This window comes from Trebonia sp. (assembly GCF_030042015.1).
Lineage (GTDB): Bacteria > Actinomycetota > Actinomycetes > Streptosporangiales > Streptosporangiaceae > Trebonia.
In genome coordinates this window covers 20,890-33,910 of record NZ_JASIAL010000007.1, presented here as the reverse complement: position 1 = coordinate 33,910, position 13,021 = coordinate 20,890, and the positions used below count along the sequence as shown (strand labels likewise).

14 protein-coding genes and 1 pseudogene are annotated in these 13,021 nt (G+C 70.7%); 9 read left to right on the top strand and 6 right to left on the bottom strand.

Features of this window, described 5'->3' with window-relative positions; translation table 11 throughout:
* Nucleotides 1–328 (bottom strand): annotated as a pseudogene (locus tag Q1N79_RS00360) (2-phospho-L-lactate guanylyltransferase); the annotation flags it as partial.
* 65 nt (nt 329–393) lie between these two features.
* Between Q1N79_RS00360 and Q1N79_RS00355 the strand changes: the two are divergent.
* The 4 genes from Q1N79_RS00355 (at nt 394) to Q1N79_RS00340 (ending at nt 4,718) form a co-directional block, all read left to right on the top strand.
* On the top strand, nt 394–1,230 hold the full coding sequence (locus Q1N79_RS00355; protein WP_300602633.1) for a 1-acyl-sn-glycerol-3-phosphate acyltransferase: 837 nt from the start codon (nt 394–396) through the stop codon (nt 1,228–1,230).
* Between the two features lie 11 nt (nt 1,231–1,241).
* Nucleotides 1,242–2,231 (top strand): NAD(P)H-dependent glycerol-3-phosphate dehydrogenase, encoded by a 990-nt coding sequence (locus Q1N79_RS00350; protein WP_300602647.1) that lies wholly within the window; start codon nt 1,242–1,244, stop codon nt 2,229–2,231.
* Between the two features lie 3 nt (nt 2,232–2,234).
* A complete protein-coding gene (locus tag Q1N79_RS00345) occupies nt 2,235–3,461 on the top strand; it encodes an aminotransferase class I/II-fold pyridoxal phosphate-dependent enzyme (protein ID WP_300602630.1) in 1,227 nt (408 codons plus the stop codon).
* A gap of 120 nt (nt 3,462–3,581) precedes the next feature.
* Nucleotides 3,582–4,718, top strand: coding sequence for a D-alanine--D-alanine ligase family protein (locus Q1N79_RS00340; RefSeq protein WP_300602628.1), 1,137 nt, complete (start codon nt 3,582–3,584; stop codon nt 4,716–4,718).
* Between the two features lie 145 nt (nt 4,719–4,863).
* Here Q1N79_RS00340 and Q1N79_RS00335 read toward each other — a convergent pair whose 3' ends face one another.
* Both Q1N79_RS00335 and Q1N79_RS00330 read right to left on the bottom strand, forming a co-directional pair.
* The gene (locus Q1N79_RS00335) at nt 4,864–5,196 is read right to left on the bottom strand and encodes an HU family DNA-binding protein (RefSeq protein ID WP_300602625.1); all 333 of its coding nucleotides are present in this window, start codon (nt 5,194–5,196) and stop codon (nt 4,864–4,866) included.
* 601 nt (nt 5,197–5,797) lie between these two features.
* Nucleotides 5,798–6,130 carry an SDR family oxidoreductase gene (locus Q1N79_RS00330; RefSeq protein ID WP_300602645.1) on the bottom strand — a complete coding sequence of 111 codons (333 nt, stop codon included), beginning with the start codon at nt 6,128–6,130 and terminating at the stop codon, nt 5,798–5,800.
* Between the two features lie 26 nt (nt 6,131–6,156).
* Between Q1N79_RS00330 and Q1N79_RS00325 the strand changes: the two genes are divergently transcribed.
* Nucleotides 6,157–6,675: a TetR/AcrR family transcriptional regulator gene (locus Q1N79_RS00325; protein ID WP_367185007.1), complete on the top strand. Its 519-nt coding sequence runs from the start codon at nt 6,157–6,159 to the stop codon at nt 6,673–6,675.
* A gap of 16 nt (nt 6,676–6,691) precedes the next feature.
* Here the strand turns inward: Q1N79_RS00325 and leuD are convergent, their stop codons facing one another.
* Together leuD and leuC are read right to left on the bottom strand one after the other, a co-directional pair.
* A complete protein-coding gene (gene leuD / locus Q1N79_RS00320; protein WP_300602622.1) occupies nt 6,692–7,297 on the bottom strand; it encodes a 3-isopropylmalate dehydratase small subunit in 606 nt (201 codons plus the stop codon).
* A gap of 46 nt (nt 7,298–7,343) precedes the next feature.
* A complete protein-coding gene (gene leuC, locus Q1N79_RS00315) occupies nt 7,344–8,771 on the bottom strand; it encodes a 3-isopropylmalate dehydratase large subunit (protein WP_300602620.1) in 1,428 nt (475 codons plus the stop codon).
* Between the two features lie 78 nt (nt 8,772–8,849).
* Between leuC and Q1N79_RS00310 the strand changes: the two genes are divergently transcribed.
* The 4 genes from Q1N79_RS00310 (at nt 8,850) to Q1N79_RS00295 (ending at nt 12,666) form a co-directional block, all read left to right on the top strand.
* Nucleotides 8,850–9,578 (top strand): IclR family transcriptional regulator, encoded by a 729-nt coding sequence (locus Q1N79_RS00310; RefSeq protein ID WP_300602617.1) that lies wholly within the window; start codon nt 8,850–8,852, stop codon nt 9,576–9,578.
* 177 nt (nt 9,579–9,755) lie between these two features.
* Entirely contained in the window at nt 9,756–10,904 is a 1,149-nt protein-coding gene (locus Q1N79_RS00305) for a Re/Si-specific NAD(P)(+) transhydrogenase subunit alpha (RefSeq protein ID WP_300602614.1), read from the top strand.
* Complete coding sequence (locus tag Q1N79_RS00300) at nt 10,904–11,257, top strand: NAD(P) transhydrogenase subunit alpha (protein WP_300602612.1); 354 nt, start codon at nt 10,904–10,906, stop codon at nt 11,255–11,257. Before Q1N79_RS00305 ends, Q1N79_RS00300 begins: the two co-directional genes overlap by 1 nt.
* Entirely contained in the window at nt 11,254–12,666 is a 1,413-nt protein-coding gene (locus Q1N79_RS00295; protein WP_300602609.1) for an NAD(P)(+) transhydrogenase (Re/Si-specific) subunit beta, read from the top strand. Before Q1N79_RS00300 ends, Q1N79_RS00295 begins: the two co-directional genes overlap by 4 nt.
* Here the strand turns inward: Q1N79_RS00295 and Q1N79_RS00290 are convergent, their stop codons facing one another.
* A complete protein-coding gene (locus Q1N79_RS00290; protein ID WP_300602606.1) occupies nt 12,667–13,011 on the bottom strand; it encodes an MmcQ/YjbR family DNA-binding protein in 345 nt (114 codons plus the stop codon).
* Nucleotides 13,012–13,021 lie beyond the last annotated feature (10 nt).

Sequence of the window (13,021 nt, the reverse complement as noted above, 5' to 3'; positions counted from 1 at the left end):
CCAGCGCCGCGATCCCGCTGGCCGGCCACACCCGCTTGGCCACCGCGGCGCCGTGGACGAGCGCCGCGTTGAGCCCGCCGCCCGGCTCGTCGCCGACCACGCGGGCGCCGAGCGCGGCAAGCCGGGGACCCGCGACGAGATCGCTGGTCACCACCAGCACGTGCGCGACATCGGGGCAGTCAAGAACCGCGCAGACGGTGTCGGAGGCCAGGGCCAGCGCAAGCTCGGAGCGCCGCGCTCCCGCCAGGACGGCGAGCCTGGACTTGGCGCGGGCTAGTACCTTGACTGGCAGCACCACCGTCCAGGTGAACAGGGCAGACTCGGTCATGCAGGTGACCACCAGCAGATTTTGGAGCATGACGTGCTGAACCAGACCATGGGAAGGCCTCCCCGATGAGCAAGCCGTACTCGCCCACATGGCGGGTGATCTCCGTCATCGTGCTGCGACCGCTGCTGCAACTGCTGATCAGGAACAAGTGGGCGGGCCGGCAGAACATTCCCAGGACAGGCGGCATCATCCTGGCGCCAAACCACCTGTCCTACGCGGACTGGGGGACGGACGCCCTGTTCTTCTACCGGTGCGGGCGGTACCCGACCTACCTGATCAAGGCGGAGGCATTCCAGGTCAAGGGCATCGGCCCGTTCCTGCGCAAGGCCGGCCAGCTTCCGGTGAACCGCGGCCGGGCGGACGCGGCGCTGGTGCTTCGGGATGCGGAGAAGGCGCTGGCGGCCGGCGCCGCCGTGGTGATCTACCCGGAGGCGACGGCGACGCGAGACCCGGACCTGTGGCCGATGGTGGCCAAGACCGGGGCCGCCAGGCTCGCGCTGGCCACCGGTGCCCCGGTGATCCCCGTCGCGCACTGGGGCACCCAAGACATCCTCCCTTACGGCAGCAAGAAGGTCCGGCTGTTCCCGCGCAAGACCGTGCGCACGGTAGCCGGCCCGCCGGTCGACCTGTCGCAGTGGGCCGGGCAGCAGAGCTCCGCGCGGGCGCTGCGCGCCGCCACCGCCGCGATCATGGCGGATGTGACGGCCCTCGTCGGGCAGCTGCGCGGGCAGCAGCCGCCCGCCGTACCTTACGACCCCTCCGCGCTATCCCGAACGGGCCGGGCCGGCTCTTCGGCACGCCCGCTATCGCCCGGCAACGGGACAGCCGCGGACGGGACAGGGGCGGACGGGACAGGGGCGGGCGAAGCGGTCGCGGGGCAGAGCGAAGCCGGCCAGGCGTGAAGGCGGCGGTCATGGGCGCCGGCTCGTGGGGCACCACGTTCGCGCAGGTGCTCTGCGACGCCGGGACACCCTCTGTGCTGTGGGCGCGCAACGCGAGGGTGGCCGCCTCGGTGACTGCCGAGCACGGGAACCCCGGGTACCTGCCGGGGATCTCGCTGCCGCAGGCGCTGACCGCGACCACCGACCCGGCGGCCGCGCTCGGCGGCGCGGACCTGGTGGTGTTCGCGGTCCCCGCGCAGACGCTGCGGCCCTGCCTGGCGTCGTGGGCACCGCTGATCCCGCATAACGCGCTGCTCGTCAGCCTGCTGAAGGGAATCGAGCTCGGCACCTGCAAGCGGATGAGCGAGGTCATCGTGGAGGTGCTGGGCGTCCCGCCGGCGCGGGTGGCCGTCGTCTCCGGGCCCAACCTCGCGCGTGAGATCGCCGAGCGCCAGGTCGCGGCGACCGTGGTCGCCTGCTGCGAGGAGTCAGGCGCCCGGCTGCTGCAACGGTCCTGCCACACCGGCTACTTCCGGCCGTACTGGAGCACCGACGTGACAGGATGCGAACTTGGCGGCGCGGTGAAGAACGTCATCGCGCTCGCGGTGGGGATCGCGGTCGCGCTCGGCCTCGGCGACAACACCAAGGCCGCCCTGATCACCCGCGGGCTGGCCGAGATCGCCCGGCTCGGCGAGGCACTGGGCGCCGACCCGCGGACGTTCGCGGGCCTGGCCGGGATGGGCGACCTGGTCGCGACGTGCAGCTCGCCGCTATCAAGGAACCGGACGTTCGGCCAGCACCTGGGCAGCGGCATGACCGCGGCGCAGGCGCTGGCGGTAACCAGGCAGACCGCGGAAGGCGTCACGTCCCACGCCCCCGTGCTCGAACTGGCACGCAAGCACGGGGTGGAAATGCCGATCACCGAGGTGGTCGCCGCGGTGATCGCCGGCGACCTTCCGGTCGGGGAGGCGGCGGCAGTGCTAGCGTCACGTTCAGCCAAACCGGAATGGTACGGAGCCTGAGCCGTGGAGATAGCCCGCAGGCAGCTCGGGGAAAATACCAGGGCGGTGCACCTGCCGCCGCCGCCCGAGCCCGCGCAGCGGCCGTTCGGCACGCCGGTGTACCGGACCGCGGCGTTCGCCTTCGGCACCGCGGACGAGTACGCGGCCGTGCTGAACGACCACATGACCGGATACAGCTACAGCCGGATCGACAACCCGACCGTGGACGCGTTCGCGCGCGCGATCGCGGCCCTCGAGGGGGCGAACCTGCCGCGCTGGCCGGCCGCGCAGGCGTTCGCGTCGGGCATGGCGGCCATTTGCGGCGTCTTCTGGACGTTCGCGCGGGCGGGCGCGCACGTGGTGGCGCCCACCGCGATGCACGGGGAAACCTACAGCCTGCTGCGCACGGTGCTCGCGCGGTTCGGGGTGGAAACCGATTTCGTCGATATATCCGATCCGTACGCGGTTCGCGCCGCGATGCGGCCGTCAACCCGGATCGTCTACGCAGAGACGATCGCCGACCCGACGACGATGGTCGCCGACGTGCGGCTGCTCGCCGACATCGCGCGGGGCAGCGGGGCGCTGCTCGTCGTCGACTCGACGCTGGCGCCGCCCGTCGTGTGCCGCCCCCTGGAGCACGGCGCGGACCTCGTGGTGCACTCGGCGACCAAGTACATCGGCGGCCACTCCGACGTCACCGGCGGCGTGGTCACCGGGCAGCTCGAGCTGATCAGGCAGATCCGCGCGACGCGGATCGACACCGGGGGCGCGCTCTCCCCCGACGACGCATTCCTGCTCCGCCGCGGCCTGGAGACGCTGCCGGTCCGGGTGCGCAGGCAGTGCTCGACCGCGTCGGTGTTCGCGGCGACGCTGGCCAGGCATCCCGCGGTCGCGTACGTCGACTACCCGGGGCTGGCCACCCACCGCTGCCACGACCTGGCCCGGCGGATGTTCGACGCGGGACCCGAGGGCGTGCGGTTCGGCGCGGTCGTCACCGTCACCCCGTACGGCGGGCGGGAGGCGGGGCTGTCGCTCGTCAGCAAGCTGCGGCTCGCCGCGGCGGCGCCATCCCTCGGCGGGACGCACACCAAGGCGTCGCATGTCGCCTCGACGACCCATCGCCAGCTTGACGACAGGGCGCTCGGCGCGGCAGGCATCGACCCGGGCGCGGTCCGGTTCTCGATCGGCCTCGAGGACGCCGAAGACCTGATAAGCGACGCCTACATCGCGCTGGAGTCCCTGGGACGCTAGCCACTTCGAAAAAATCGCCGACCGATCGCGATTGGCCGGGCGCGGCGGAATGGCAGCCTGCGAACCGCTGGCCGGGGACTACGATCTGGGGGTCGGCTGACGAGAGCGGAGGTGGGCGTATTGAGCGAGCGGCGCAAGATCAGGGTTGCCGTCGTCTTCGGCGGCCGCAGCGCGGAACACTCGGTGTCGTGCGCAAGCGCCGGCCTGGTGCTCGGGGCCATCGACCGCGAGCGGTACGAAGTCGTCCCGATCGGGATCGCGCGTGACGGCCGGTGGGTGCTGACATCCGGTGACCCTGCCCGGCTGGCGCTCACGTCCGGTGACCTGCCGTCGGTGGAGGCCGTCGCCACCCCCGGCGTGTCGGTGGCGCCGCGGGCCGGCTCCGGTGCGGGGATGCTCGCCGTGAGCGGCCCGGCCGAGGTCCCGCCGGACTTCGGCGAGGTCGATGTCGTGCTGCCGCTGCTGCATGGCAGCTACGGCGAGGACGGCACCCTGCAAGGCCTGCTCGAGATGACCGGCATCCGGTACGCCGGGGCTGGCGTGCTCGCCAGCGCGGCGGGCATGGACAAGGAGTACATGAAGATCCTGTTCGCGGCCCGCGGGCTGCCTATCGGGCGGCACGTCGTGGTCAGGGAGCGCGACTGGGGTGCCGGCGCGCCCGCGGCCGAGCGCAAGCGCGTGCTCGACGAGATCGCCGAGCTGGGCTGGCCGGTGTTCGTCAAGCCCGCCCGCGGCGGGTCGAGCATCGGCACCACGCGGGTGACCGGCCCGGCGGACCTCGAGGCGGCCATCGAGGACGCGCGCCAGCATGACCGCAAGGTTCTCGTCGAGGCGGCCATCAAGGGGGCCGAAGTCGAATGCGCCGTGCTCGAGGGTGCCGACGGCGGGCCGCCTGAGGCGAGCCTGCCCGGTCAGGTCGTCATCGACCCGGGTTCGCAGTTCTACGACTTCCATGCGAAGTACCTGGGCGAGCAGACCGGCATGATCATTCCCGCGCCGATACCAGCCGCCGCCGCCGAACGAGTCAGGCAGCTCGCCTGCGCGGCGTTCGACGCCATTTCCTGCGAGGGGCTGGCCCGGGTGGACTTCTTCTACACACCCGCAGGGGGGATCGTGCTCAACGAGATCAACACGATGCCAGGCATGACCCCCGCGTCCGGCTTCCCCAGGATGTGGGCCGCGAGCGGGCTGCCGCTTCCTGAGCTCATCGACCGCATCATCACCACCGCGCTGCGCAAGCCGGCCGGACCGCGCTGACTGCGACCGCGGCCGGGCCGGCCCGGGCAGGTGCGGATGGCGGCGTCCTATCACCGCGCGGTGCGCGGCAGGGGGCAGACGGCGGCGGCAAGGGGTCATCCCCCGCATTACCCGTGCCGCCGCCCGTCGCTCCCCGCGTGCGCCGCTACTTCTTCCTGCCCGACCTCGGGGCCGCCTTCGCTGGTGCCTTCGGGGGGATCGGCTTGGTGCCGTTGACGAGGGCCTTGAAGTCCGCGCCCGGCCGGAACTTGGGCACAGACGACGCGGCCACCTGGATGGGATCCCCGGTGGCCGGGTTACGCGCCGTGCGGGCCGGCCGCTGGCTCTTCTCGAAGACGCCGAATCCCGTGATCGAGACCTTGTCGCCGTTTGCCACGGCCTCCTGGATGGTCTCGAGCACCGCGTTCAGCGCTTCGGTCGCGGACTTCTTGTCCCCCAGGCGACCCGAGATCGCGTCGATCAGATCACGCTTGTTCATTATTCGCTCCTGCGTTTCCCCCTACGGGAGGCCGCGCGGGCTGCTCGCCTGGATCGCGACCCCTGACCAGCCCGAAATTAGGCGATCGAGCTCCGCTACACAATAACCTTGGCAAATATTGCCGCGCGTGTCGGCCCTGGGCAAGAGTTTCCGCGGTCAGAAAAAATGCCCATAACGGGAAAACCTACTCATTAAGTCGTCAGCAATTCGCGCCAACCACGCTTCGCGGCCGTCGGTCCAGTTCAATCTGACTGCTCAGGCTCGTCGGCAGGACCGCGGACCGCGCATGAGGCGCGCGACACGAACCCGGCATTCTGGACAGCCGCCACTCGCCCGCCATGATGCCGTGAATTAACCGCGCGGGATACTTTCCGACCTTTTTCGGCGGGCGAGTATCCCGCCTCTCATGAAAAGCTGGCCGCGGGCTCCGCCGCCTAGGGCGGGACGCAATTTGCCCTATTCGGGTGCAATGGCAAGCGGCTATCGCGACGCTTTAAACGTTGACGGCTTCGCCGGACAAGCCCGGCGAAGCCGTCAACTCGCGCGAATTCGAATCCGGCTTGCATGAGGCTCGTGCGCTGAGTCGCTGATTCGCCGACAGTCAGGGCGAGGGTGCCAAGGACCGCGGGCTCGGTGGCCGGCTGGCGGCGGTACGGCCGCCGTCGACGTTGAGCAGGGCGCCCGATATGTAGCTGGCCTGGTCGCTGGCCAGGTATACGATCGCGTCGGCGATCTCCTCGGGCTTGGCGACATATCCAAGCGGTGACTGCGCGCCGAGCTGGTCAAGGGCATCGCCCATGATGTCGGTGACCGTCTGCGTGCGGGTGGGGCCAGGGCTGACCGCGTTGACCCGTACCCCGGCCGGGCCGAATTCCGCTGCCCAGGACTTGGTGAGCAGGTTCAGGGCGGCCTTGGTCGCGCCGAAGACGGCCAGCCAACGGCCGGCGAGCCCGGGGTCAGCTGACGCCCAAGGGCGAGCAGACCCGTCAGCGGATCGTCGCCGCGGCGGCCAAGCTCATGTTCGATGGCAGCGTCTCCGGAACGACCGTCGAGGATGTGCGGGCTGCCGCCGGGGTGAGCAGCTCGCAGGTCTACCACTGCTTCAAGGACAAAAAGGCGCTGGTCCAGGCCGTCATCGAGTACCAGACCGAGACGATCGTGGGCGGGCAGGAGCCGATGCTGGCGGCGCTGGACAGCCTGGAGGGCCTGCGGGCATGGCGCGACTTCCTGGTCGAGCATCAAGAACCGCTCGACTGCCGCGGCGGCTGCCCGATCGGGTCGCTTGGCAGCGAACTCGCCGAGTCCGACCACCAGGCCCGGGCGAAGGTCTCCGCAGGCTTCGTCCGCTGGGAAGAGGGCATCCGCTCCGGGCTCCTGCTGCTAACCCAGATCGAGCGCAGCACCAAGCCGCTGCAGACCGCCCTGGATGCCATGCTGACGCTGATCGCGCATGAGGCAGCCGCCGCTGCCGCGGACTAAATGGCGACTCGGGGCACTAGAGCGTGGCCGGCAGCCAGGCCGGCCTGGCCGCCTCGAAGGCTGCGATCGCGTCCTCGTGCCGCAACGTCAGGCCGATGTCGTCCAGCCCTTCCAGCAGCCGCCAGCGCGTGTAGTCGTCGATCTCGAACGGCGCCGCGAGCGGCTCGGACAGGCCGCCGCCCGACACGCGCACCTCGCGCCCGGCCAGGTCCACGGTCACCTCGCCAGGGGGCTCGGCCTCGGCCGCGTCCTGGATGAGCGCGACCGTCTTCTCCGGCAGCACCACGGGGAGCAGCCCCGCCTTGGTGGCGTTGGTCCGGAAGATGTCGCCGAAGCGGGGCGAGATCACCGCGCGGAAGCCGTAATCGAGCAGCGCCCAGACCGCGTGCTCCCGCGACGACCCGGTGCCGAAGTCCGTGCTCGCCACGAGGATCGTCGCCCCCGCGTACCTGGGCTGGTTCAGGACGAACGACGGGTCTTCGCGCCAGGCGGCGAACAGCCCGTCGCCGAACCCCTCGCGGGTGACCCGCTTGAGGTACACGGCGGGGATGATCTGGTCGGTGTCCACGTTGGTGCGCCGCAGCGGCACCGCGCGGCCGGTGTGCGTGACGAATCGTTCCATGATGGCTGGCCTTCTCCCGATCGCTAAGCGCTCTGCGTGGCGGCGGTCACAGGTCGGCCGGCGCGGTCAGCCGGCCCGTGACGGCGGTGGCGGCGGCGACGGCAGGCGACACCAGGTGAGTGCGCCCCCCCTTGCCCTGGCGGCCCTCGAAGTTCCTGTTCGAGGTCGAGGCCGAGCGCTCTCCTGGGGCGAGCGTGTCCGGGTTCATGCCCAGGCACATCGAGCAGCCCGCCGACCGCCACTGCGCCCCTGCCTGTGTGAACACGGTGTCGAGCCCTTCCGCCTGGGCCTGCGCGCGGACCTGCATGGAGCCGGGGACGACGAGCATGCGCACGCCGTCGGCGACCTTCCTGCCGCGGATGACGTCCGCGGCGGCCCGCAGGTCCTCGATCCTGCCGTTGGTGCAGGAGCCGACGAACACGGTGTCCACGGCTATCTCGCGCAGCGGCGTACCCGCGGACAGGCCCATGTAGGTGAGGGCACGCTCGGTGGCGCCGGGATCCCGCGTCTCCGCCGGGGCCGGGACGCACCCGCCGAGCGGCAGTGCCTGGCCCGGGTTGGTGCCCCACGTGACGTACGGCGTCAGCGTGGTCGCGTCGACCGTGACCTCATGGCCGAACTCGGCGCCCTCGTCGGTAGGCAGCGACCGCCAGTACCCGACGGCGGCGTCCCAGTCCGCGCCCCGCGGGGCGGACGGGCGGCCCCTGAGGTATTCGAAGGTGGTCTCGTCCGGGGCGATGAGCCCGGCCCGCGCGCCGGCCTCGATCGACATGTTGCACACCGTGAGGCGGCCCTCCATGGACAGCGACCTGATGGCCGCGCCGCGGTACTCGATGACGTACCCCTGGCCGCCGCCGGTCCCGATCTGGGCGATGATCGCGAGGATCAGGTCCTTCGCGCTCACCCCGTCGGGCAGCGCGCCCTCGACGTTGACGGCCATCGTCTTCGGCCGGATCTGCGGCAGCGTCTGGGTCGCGAGCACGTGCTCTACCTCGCTCGTGCCGATGCCGAACGCAAGGGCGCCGAACGCGCCGTGCGTGGAGGTGTGCGAGTCCCCGCAGACGATCGTCATGCCCGGCTGGGTCAGCCCAAGCTGCGGCCCGATCACGTGCACGATGCCCTGCCCGGCGTCCCCCATCGGATGCAGCCTGACCCCGAACTCGGCGGCGTTCTTGCGCAGCGCCTCCACCTGCGTCCTGGACACCGGGTCGGTCACCGGGCTGCCCGGGCCGGACAGCGGCACGCCGGGACCGGTGATCCCGGTCGTCGGGACGTTGTGATCTTCCGTGGCGATCGTCAGGTCGGGCCGCCGGACCTTGCGCCCCGCGGCGCGCAGGCCGTCGAAGGCCTGCGGGCTGGTGACCTCGTGCACCAGGTGCAGGTCGATGTAGAGCAGGTCTGGCTCACCGTGACCGCCGCGCACCACGTGGCCGTCCCAGATCTTCTCCGCGAGCGTGCGAGGACCGCTGCTCATAGGACTACCTCCTTCGCGCTTGCAGTTGGCTGCTCTTTCGAGCTTGCCTCTCAAATGCTGAGACGGCAGTATCAGTACATGGGCAATACTAGTGGTGTCGGCGTGCTGGACAAAGCCGTCTGCGTGCTCGCCGCCGTGGAGAGCGGCCCGGCGAGCCTCGCCCAGCTGGTCAAGGCCACCGGCCTGGCCAGGCCGACAACGCACCGGATTGCCGTCGCCTTGGAGCACCACCGGCTGCTCGCCCGTGACGTCCAGGGCAGGTTCGTCCTCGGCCCGCGGATCACCGAGCTCGCTTCGGCGGCCGGCGAGGACCGGCTGCTGGCGTTCGCGCAGCCGATGCTCGTCCAGCTGCGCGACGTGACGGGCGAGAGCGCCCAGCTCTACCGCAGGCAGGCGGACGTCCGGGTGTGCGTCGCGGCGGCCGAGCGGGCCAGCGGGCTGCGGGACACGGTGCCGGTCGGCGCGGCGCTGCCGATGACCGCGGGCTCGGCCGCCCAGGTGCTGCTCGCCTGGGAGGAGGGCGAGCGGATGCACCGTGGCCTGCGCGGCGCCAAGTTCACCGCCGCCACGCTGGCCAGCGTGCGCAGGCGAGGCTGGGCGGCGAGCGCCGCCGAGCGCGAGCCCGGCGTCGCCTCGGTGTCGGCCCCGGTGCGCGGGACGGGCGGCAAGGTGCTCGCCGCCATCTCGGTCTCCGGTCCGATCGAGCGGCTGACCCGCTCGCCGGGGCGGCTGCACGCGACCGCGGTCGTGGCCGCGGGCGAGAAGATCACCGAATTGCTCCGGGCGGAGGCCCTGCAGCGGTCCTGACGGCGGCAACCAGGGTGGTGAGCCAACAACCGGGAGGACTCGCGGTTGTTGCAGGATCTCGCAAACCAAGCGCACGGCCTTTGGTCCTACCGCTGCGCCAGCCTCCCGCACTACTGTCAAAATCAAGAAGTATCGCGCAGCGCAGCGATTAGGGGTACCCATGATGAGGTCGCGCCAATGAAAGTGGCCGTCGTTAAGGAGAACGCGCCCGGCGAACGGCGCGTCGCCCTCGTCCCGGAGACCGTGCCTCGGCTGACCCAGGCCGGTCTCGACGTGCTTGTGGAGGCGGGCGCCGGTGACGGCGCCTGGTTTCCCGACAGCGCCTACAGCGAGGCAGGGGCGACCATAGTCAAGACGGACGATCTATACCAGGCGGCGGATGTCATCTTGACGGTGACCCGCCCGAACGAGGCCCAGGTCGGCAAGCTCCGCGCGGGCCAGACGGTCTTCGGCATGCTGTCACCGCTCATCGACCCCGAGCTGGCGCGGGAGCTTGCCGGAAAGAACGTGACGGCGGTGTCCCTCGACGGGCTGCCGCGGACGCTGTCCCGCGCCCAGGGCATGGACGCGCTGTCCTCGCAGGCGAACGTGGCCGGCTATAAGGCCGTCCTGGTCGCCGCCACGTCGTACGGCAGGTTCTTCCCGCTGCTGATCACCGCGGCGGGCACGGCCCGCCCGGCGAAGCTGCTCGTGCTCGGCACCGGCGTGGCGGGCCTGCAGGCGATCGGCACCGCGCGACGGCTCGGCGCCCAGGTCAGCGGGTACGACGTCCGGCCGGCCAGCAAAGGCGAGGTCGAGTCGCTCGGCGCCACGTTCATCGAGCTCACGTCCGTGGCCAGCGCCGCGGGCGAGGGCGGCTACGCCCGCGAGCTCACCGAGGACGAGAAAGCGGCCCAGCAGGCCGAGCTCACCAGCCACATCGCGCGGCACGACGTGGTGATCACCACCGCGCAGGTGCCCGGGCGCAGGCCGCCGCTGCTCATCACGGAAGACGCGGTCAAGTCGATGGCCGCGGGCTCGGTGATCGTGGACATGGGCGCCAGCGCGCTTGGCGGCAACGTCGCCGGGTCGGTCGCCGGCGAGACCGTGGTCACCGAGAACGGGGTGACGATAATCGGGGCGCAGAACCTGCCCTCGACGATGCCGACCGCCGCGTCAAGCGCCTACTCACGCAACATCTCGGCGCTGCTGCTGCACATGACATCCGACGGCGTGCTGACGATCGACACCGGCGATGAGATCCAGGCCGGAGTCGTGGTCACGCACGACGGGCAGGTTGTGCATCCGGCGGTAGCGAAGCTGCTCGATGGCGAAGGAGGACGCTGATGTCCACGGCGCTGGTGACTGACCTGACGATCTTCGTGCTGGCCCTGCTCGTCGGCATCGAGGTCATCGGCAAGGTGCCCGCCACCTTGCACACGCCGCTGATGTCCGCGGCGAACTCCATCCACGGCATCGTGCTCGTGGGCGCGCTGCTGATCGGCCTGACCGCGCACACCCCCGTCGGCTACATCCTCGCCTTCGTGGCCGCGTTCTTCGCCGCCGCGAACGTGGTCGGCGGCTACGTGGTCACGGGCCGGATGCTGAAGATGTTCCGCCGCAAGGCCCCGGCCCGCCCCGCGGCGCAGGCGCAGCTGAACGGCCAGTCGCAAGACAGGCCGCAGGAGGTGCACCGGTGAACACCTTCACGACCAACATTCAGCTCATCTACATCCTCGCGGCCGCATGCTTCGTGATCGGCCTGCACCTGATGAACAGCCCGGCCACCGCGCGCCGCGGGAACCAGGTGTCCACGGCCGGCATGATCATCGCCGTCGTGATAACGCTGGTCCTGCTGATCCACGACGGCACGGTCACCGGGGTCGGCTGGACCGTGCTGATCGTCGGCGCGCTGCTCGGCTCCGCGGTTGGCCTGCAGGCGGCCAGGACCGTGCAGATGACCGCGATGCCGCAGCTGGTGTCGATGTTCAACGCGGTCGGCGGCGGCGCCGCCGCGCTGGTAGCCGTGTCCGGTTACATCACCGGCGAGTCCGCGCGCGGCGGGGTCCTCGGCACCACCACGGTCTTCACGGTGCTCGACGTGATCATCGGCTCGGTCACCTTCACCGGCTCGCTGATCGCCGCGGGCAAGCTGCAGGGGATCGTCGACAGCTCACCGGTGGTCATCAAGGGCGGCCGGGCGATCAACGCGGCGCTCGCGGTCGTAGCGGTTGGCTCGGCGGCGTTCATGCTCACCACCGCGAGCCTGCCCGCGCTGCTGATCGTGGTGCTCGCGGCGCTCGCGTTCGGCGTGCTCATGGTGCTCCCGATCGGCGGCGCCGACATGCCGGTTGTCATCTCGCTGCTGAACGCGTTTACCGGAACAGCGGTCGCGATGGCCGGCTTCGTGATCAACAACTGGGCGCTGATCATCGCCGGGGCGCTGGTCGGCGCGTCCGGCGGCATCCTCACCAAGCTCATGGCCGACGCGATGAACCGGTCGCTCGCCAACATCATCCTGGGCGGCTTCGGCACCGGCGACACCGCGGTCGCCGCGGTGGTCACCGGGGACGCGCAGATCCGCTCGATCGCCGCCGACGACGCCGCGATCCAGCTCGCCTACGCGTCGAAGGTGATCATCGTGCCCGGCTACGGTCTCGCGGCGGCCCAGGCGCAGCACGGCGTGGCCGAACTCGCGGCGCTGCTCGAGGACCGCGGCGTCGAGGTGAGCTACGCGATCCACCCGGTCGCGGGGCGGATGCCCGGGCACATGAACGTGCTGCTCGCCGAGGCCAACGTGCCGTATCCGCAGCTCAAGGAGATGGATGAGATCAACCCCGAGTTCGGTCGCGCCGACGTGGCGCTGGTGATCGGCGCCAACGACGTGACCAACCCGGCCGCCCGCCGTCCGGGCACGGCGATCTCGGGCATGCCGATCCTTGACGTGGACCAGGCCAAGTCGATCATCGTGGTCAAGCGCTCCATGGGCCACGGCTACGCCGGCATCGACAACGAGCTGTACACGAACCCGAAGACCAGCATGTATTTCGCCGACGCGAAAAAGGCCGTCGCGGAAATGACCGCGGCCGTCAAGACCCTCGTCGGCTGACTACCGCGAATCCAGGTGGGCCGCCGCGACCCTCCTTGGCACCACCATGCGCCAGGCGTCCGTGACAAGCTCGCGCATCTCTTCTGGGGTGAGCGCCGCCATCCGGGCGTGCACCCAGTGGAAGCGCTGATCGGACAGCCGCGGCATGGCGAACTTGGCGGGCTCAGCGGCGATGAGCGCGGCCCGCTCCTCCTTCGGGAAGCCGAATCCCATGATCTCCTCGTCGGGGGAGATCGAGACGTAGACGATCTTGCCGACCCGGAACTTGATGTGGTCGTGGATCAGGTGCTCTGAAGTCCGCGGCAGCGAAAGCGCCACCGCGCGAACCTCCGCTGCCGTCACCACGGTGCCTTGC

Coding starts and splice junctions, on each gene's coding strand:
- leuD (WP_300602622.1), bottom strand. CDS start 7,297: ATGGAACGATTCGTCACGCACACCGGCCGCGCGGTGCCGCTGCGGCGC.
- Q1N79_RS00310 (WP_300602617.1), top strand. CDS start 8,850: ATGGGCAATACTAGTGGTGTCGGCGTGCTGGACAAAGCCGTCTGCGTG.
- Q1N79_RS00305 (WP_300602614.1), top strand. CDS start 9,756: ATGAAAGTGGCCGTCGTTAAGGAGAACGCGCCCGGCGAACGGCGCGTC.
- leuC (WP_300602620.1), bottom strand. CDS start 8,771: ATGAGCAGCGGTCCTCGCACGCTCGCGGAGAAGATCTGGGACGGCCAC.
- Q1N79_RS00300 (WP_300602612.1), top strand. CDS start 10,904: ATGTCCACGGCGCTGGTGACTGACCTGACGATCTTCGTGCTGGCCCTG.
- Q1N79_RS00355 (WP_300602633.1), top strand. CDS start 394: ATGAGCAAGCCGTACTCGCCCACATGGCGGGTGATCTCCGTCATCGTG.
- Q1N79_RS00335 (WP_300602625.1), bottom strand. CDS start 5,196: ATGAACAAGCGTGATCTGATCGACGCGATCTCGGGTCGCCTGGGGGAC.
- Q1N79_RS00350 (WP_300602647.1), top strand. CDS start 1,242: ATGGGCGCCGGCTCGTGGGGCACCACGTTCGCGCAGGTGCTCTGCGAC.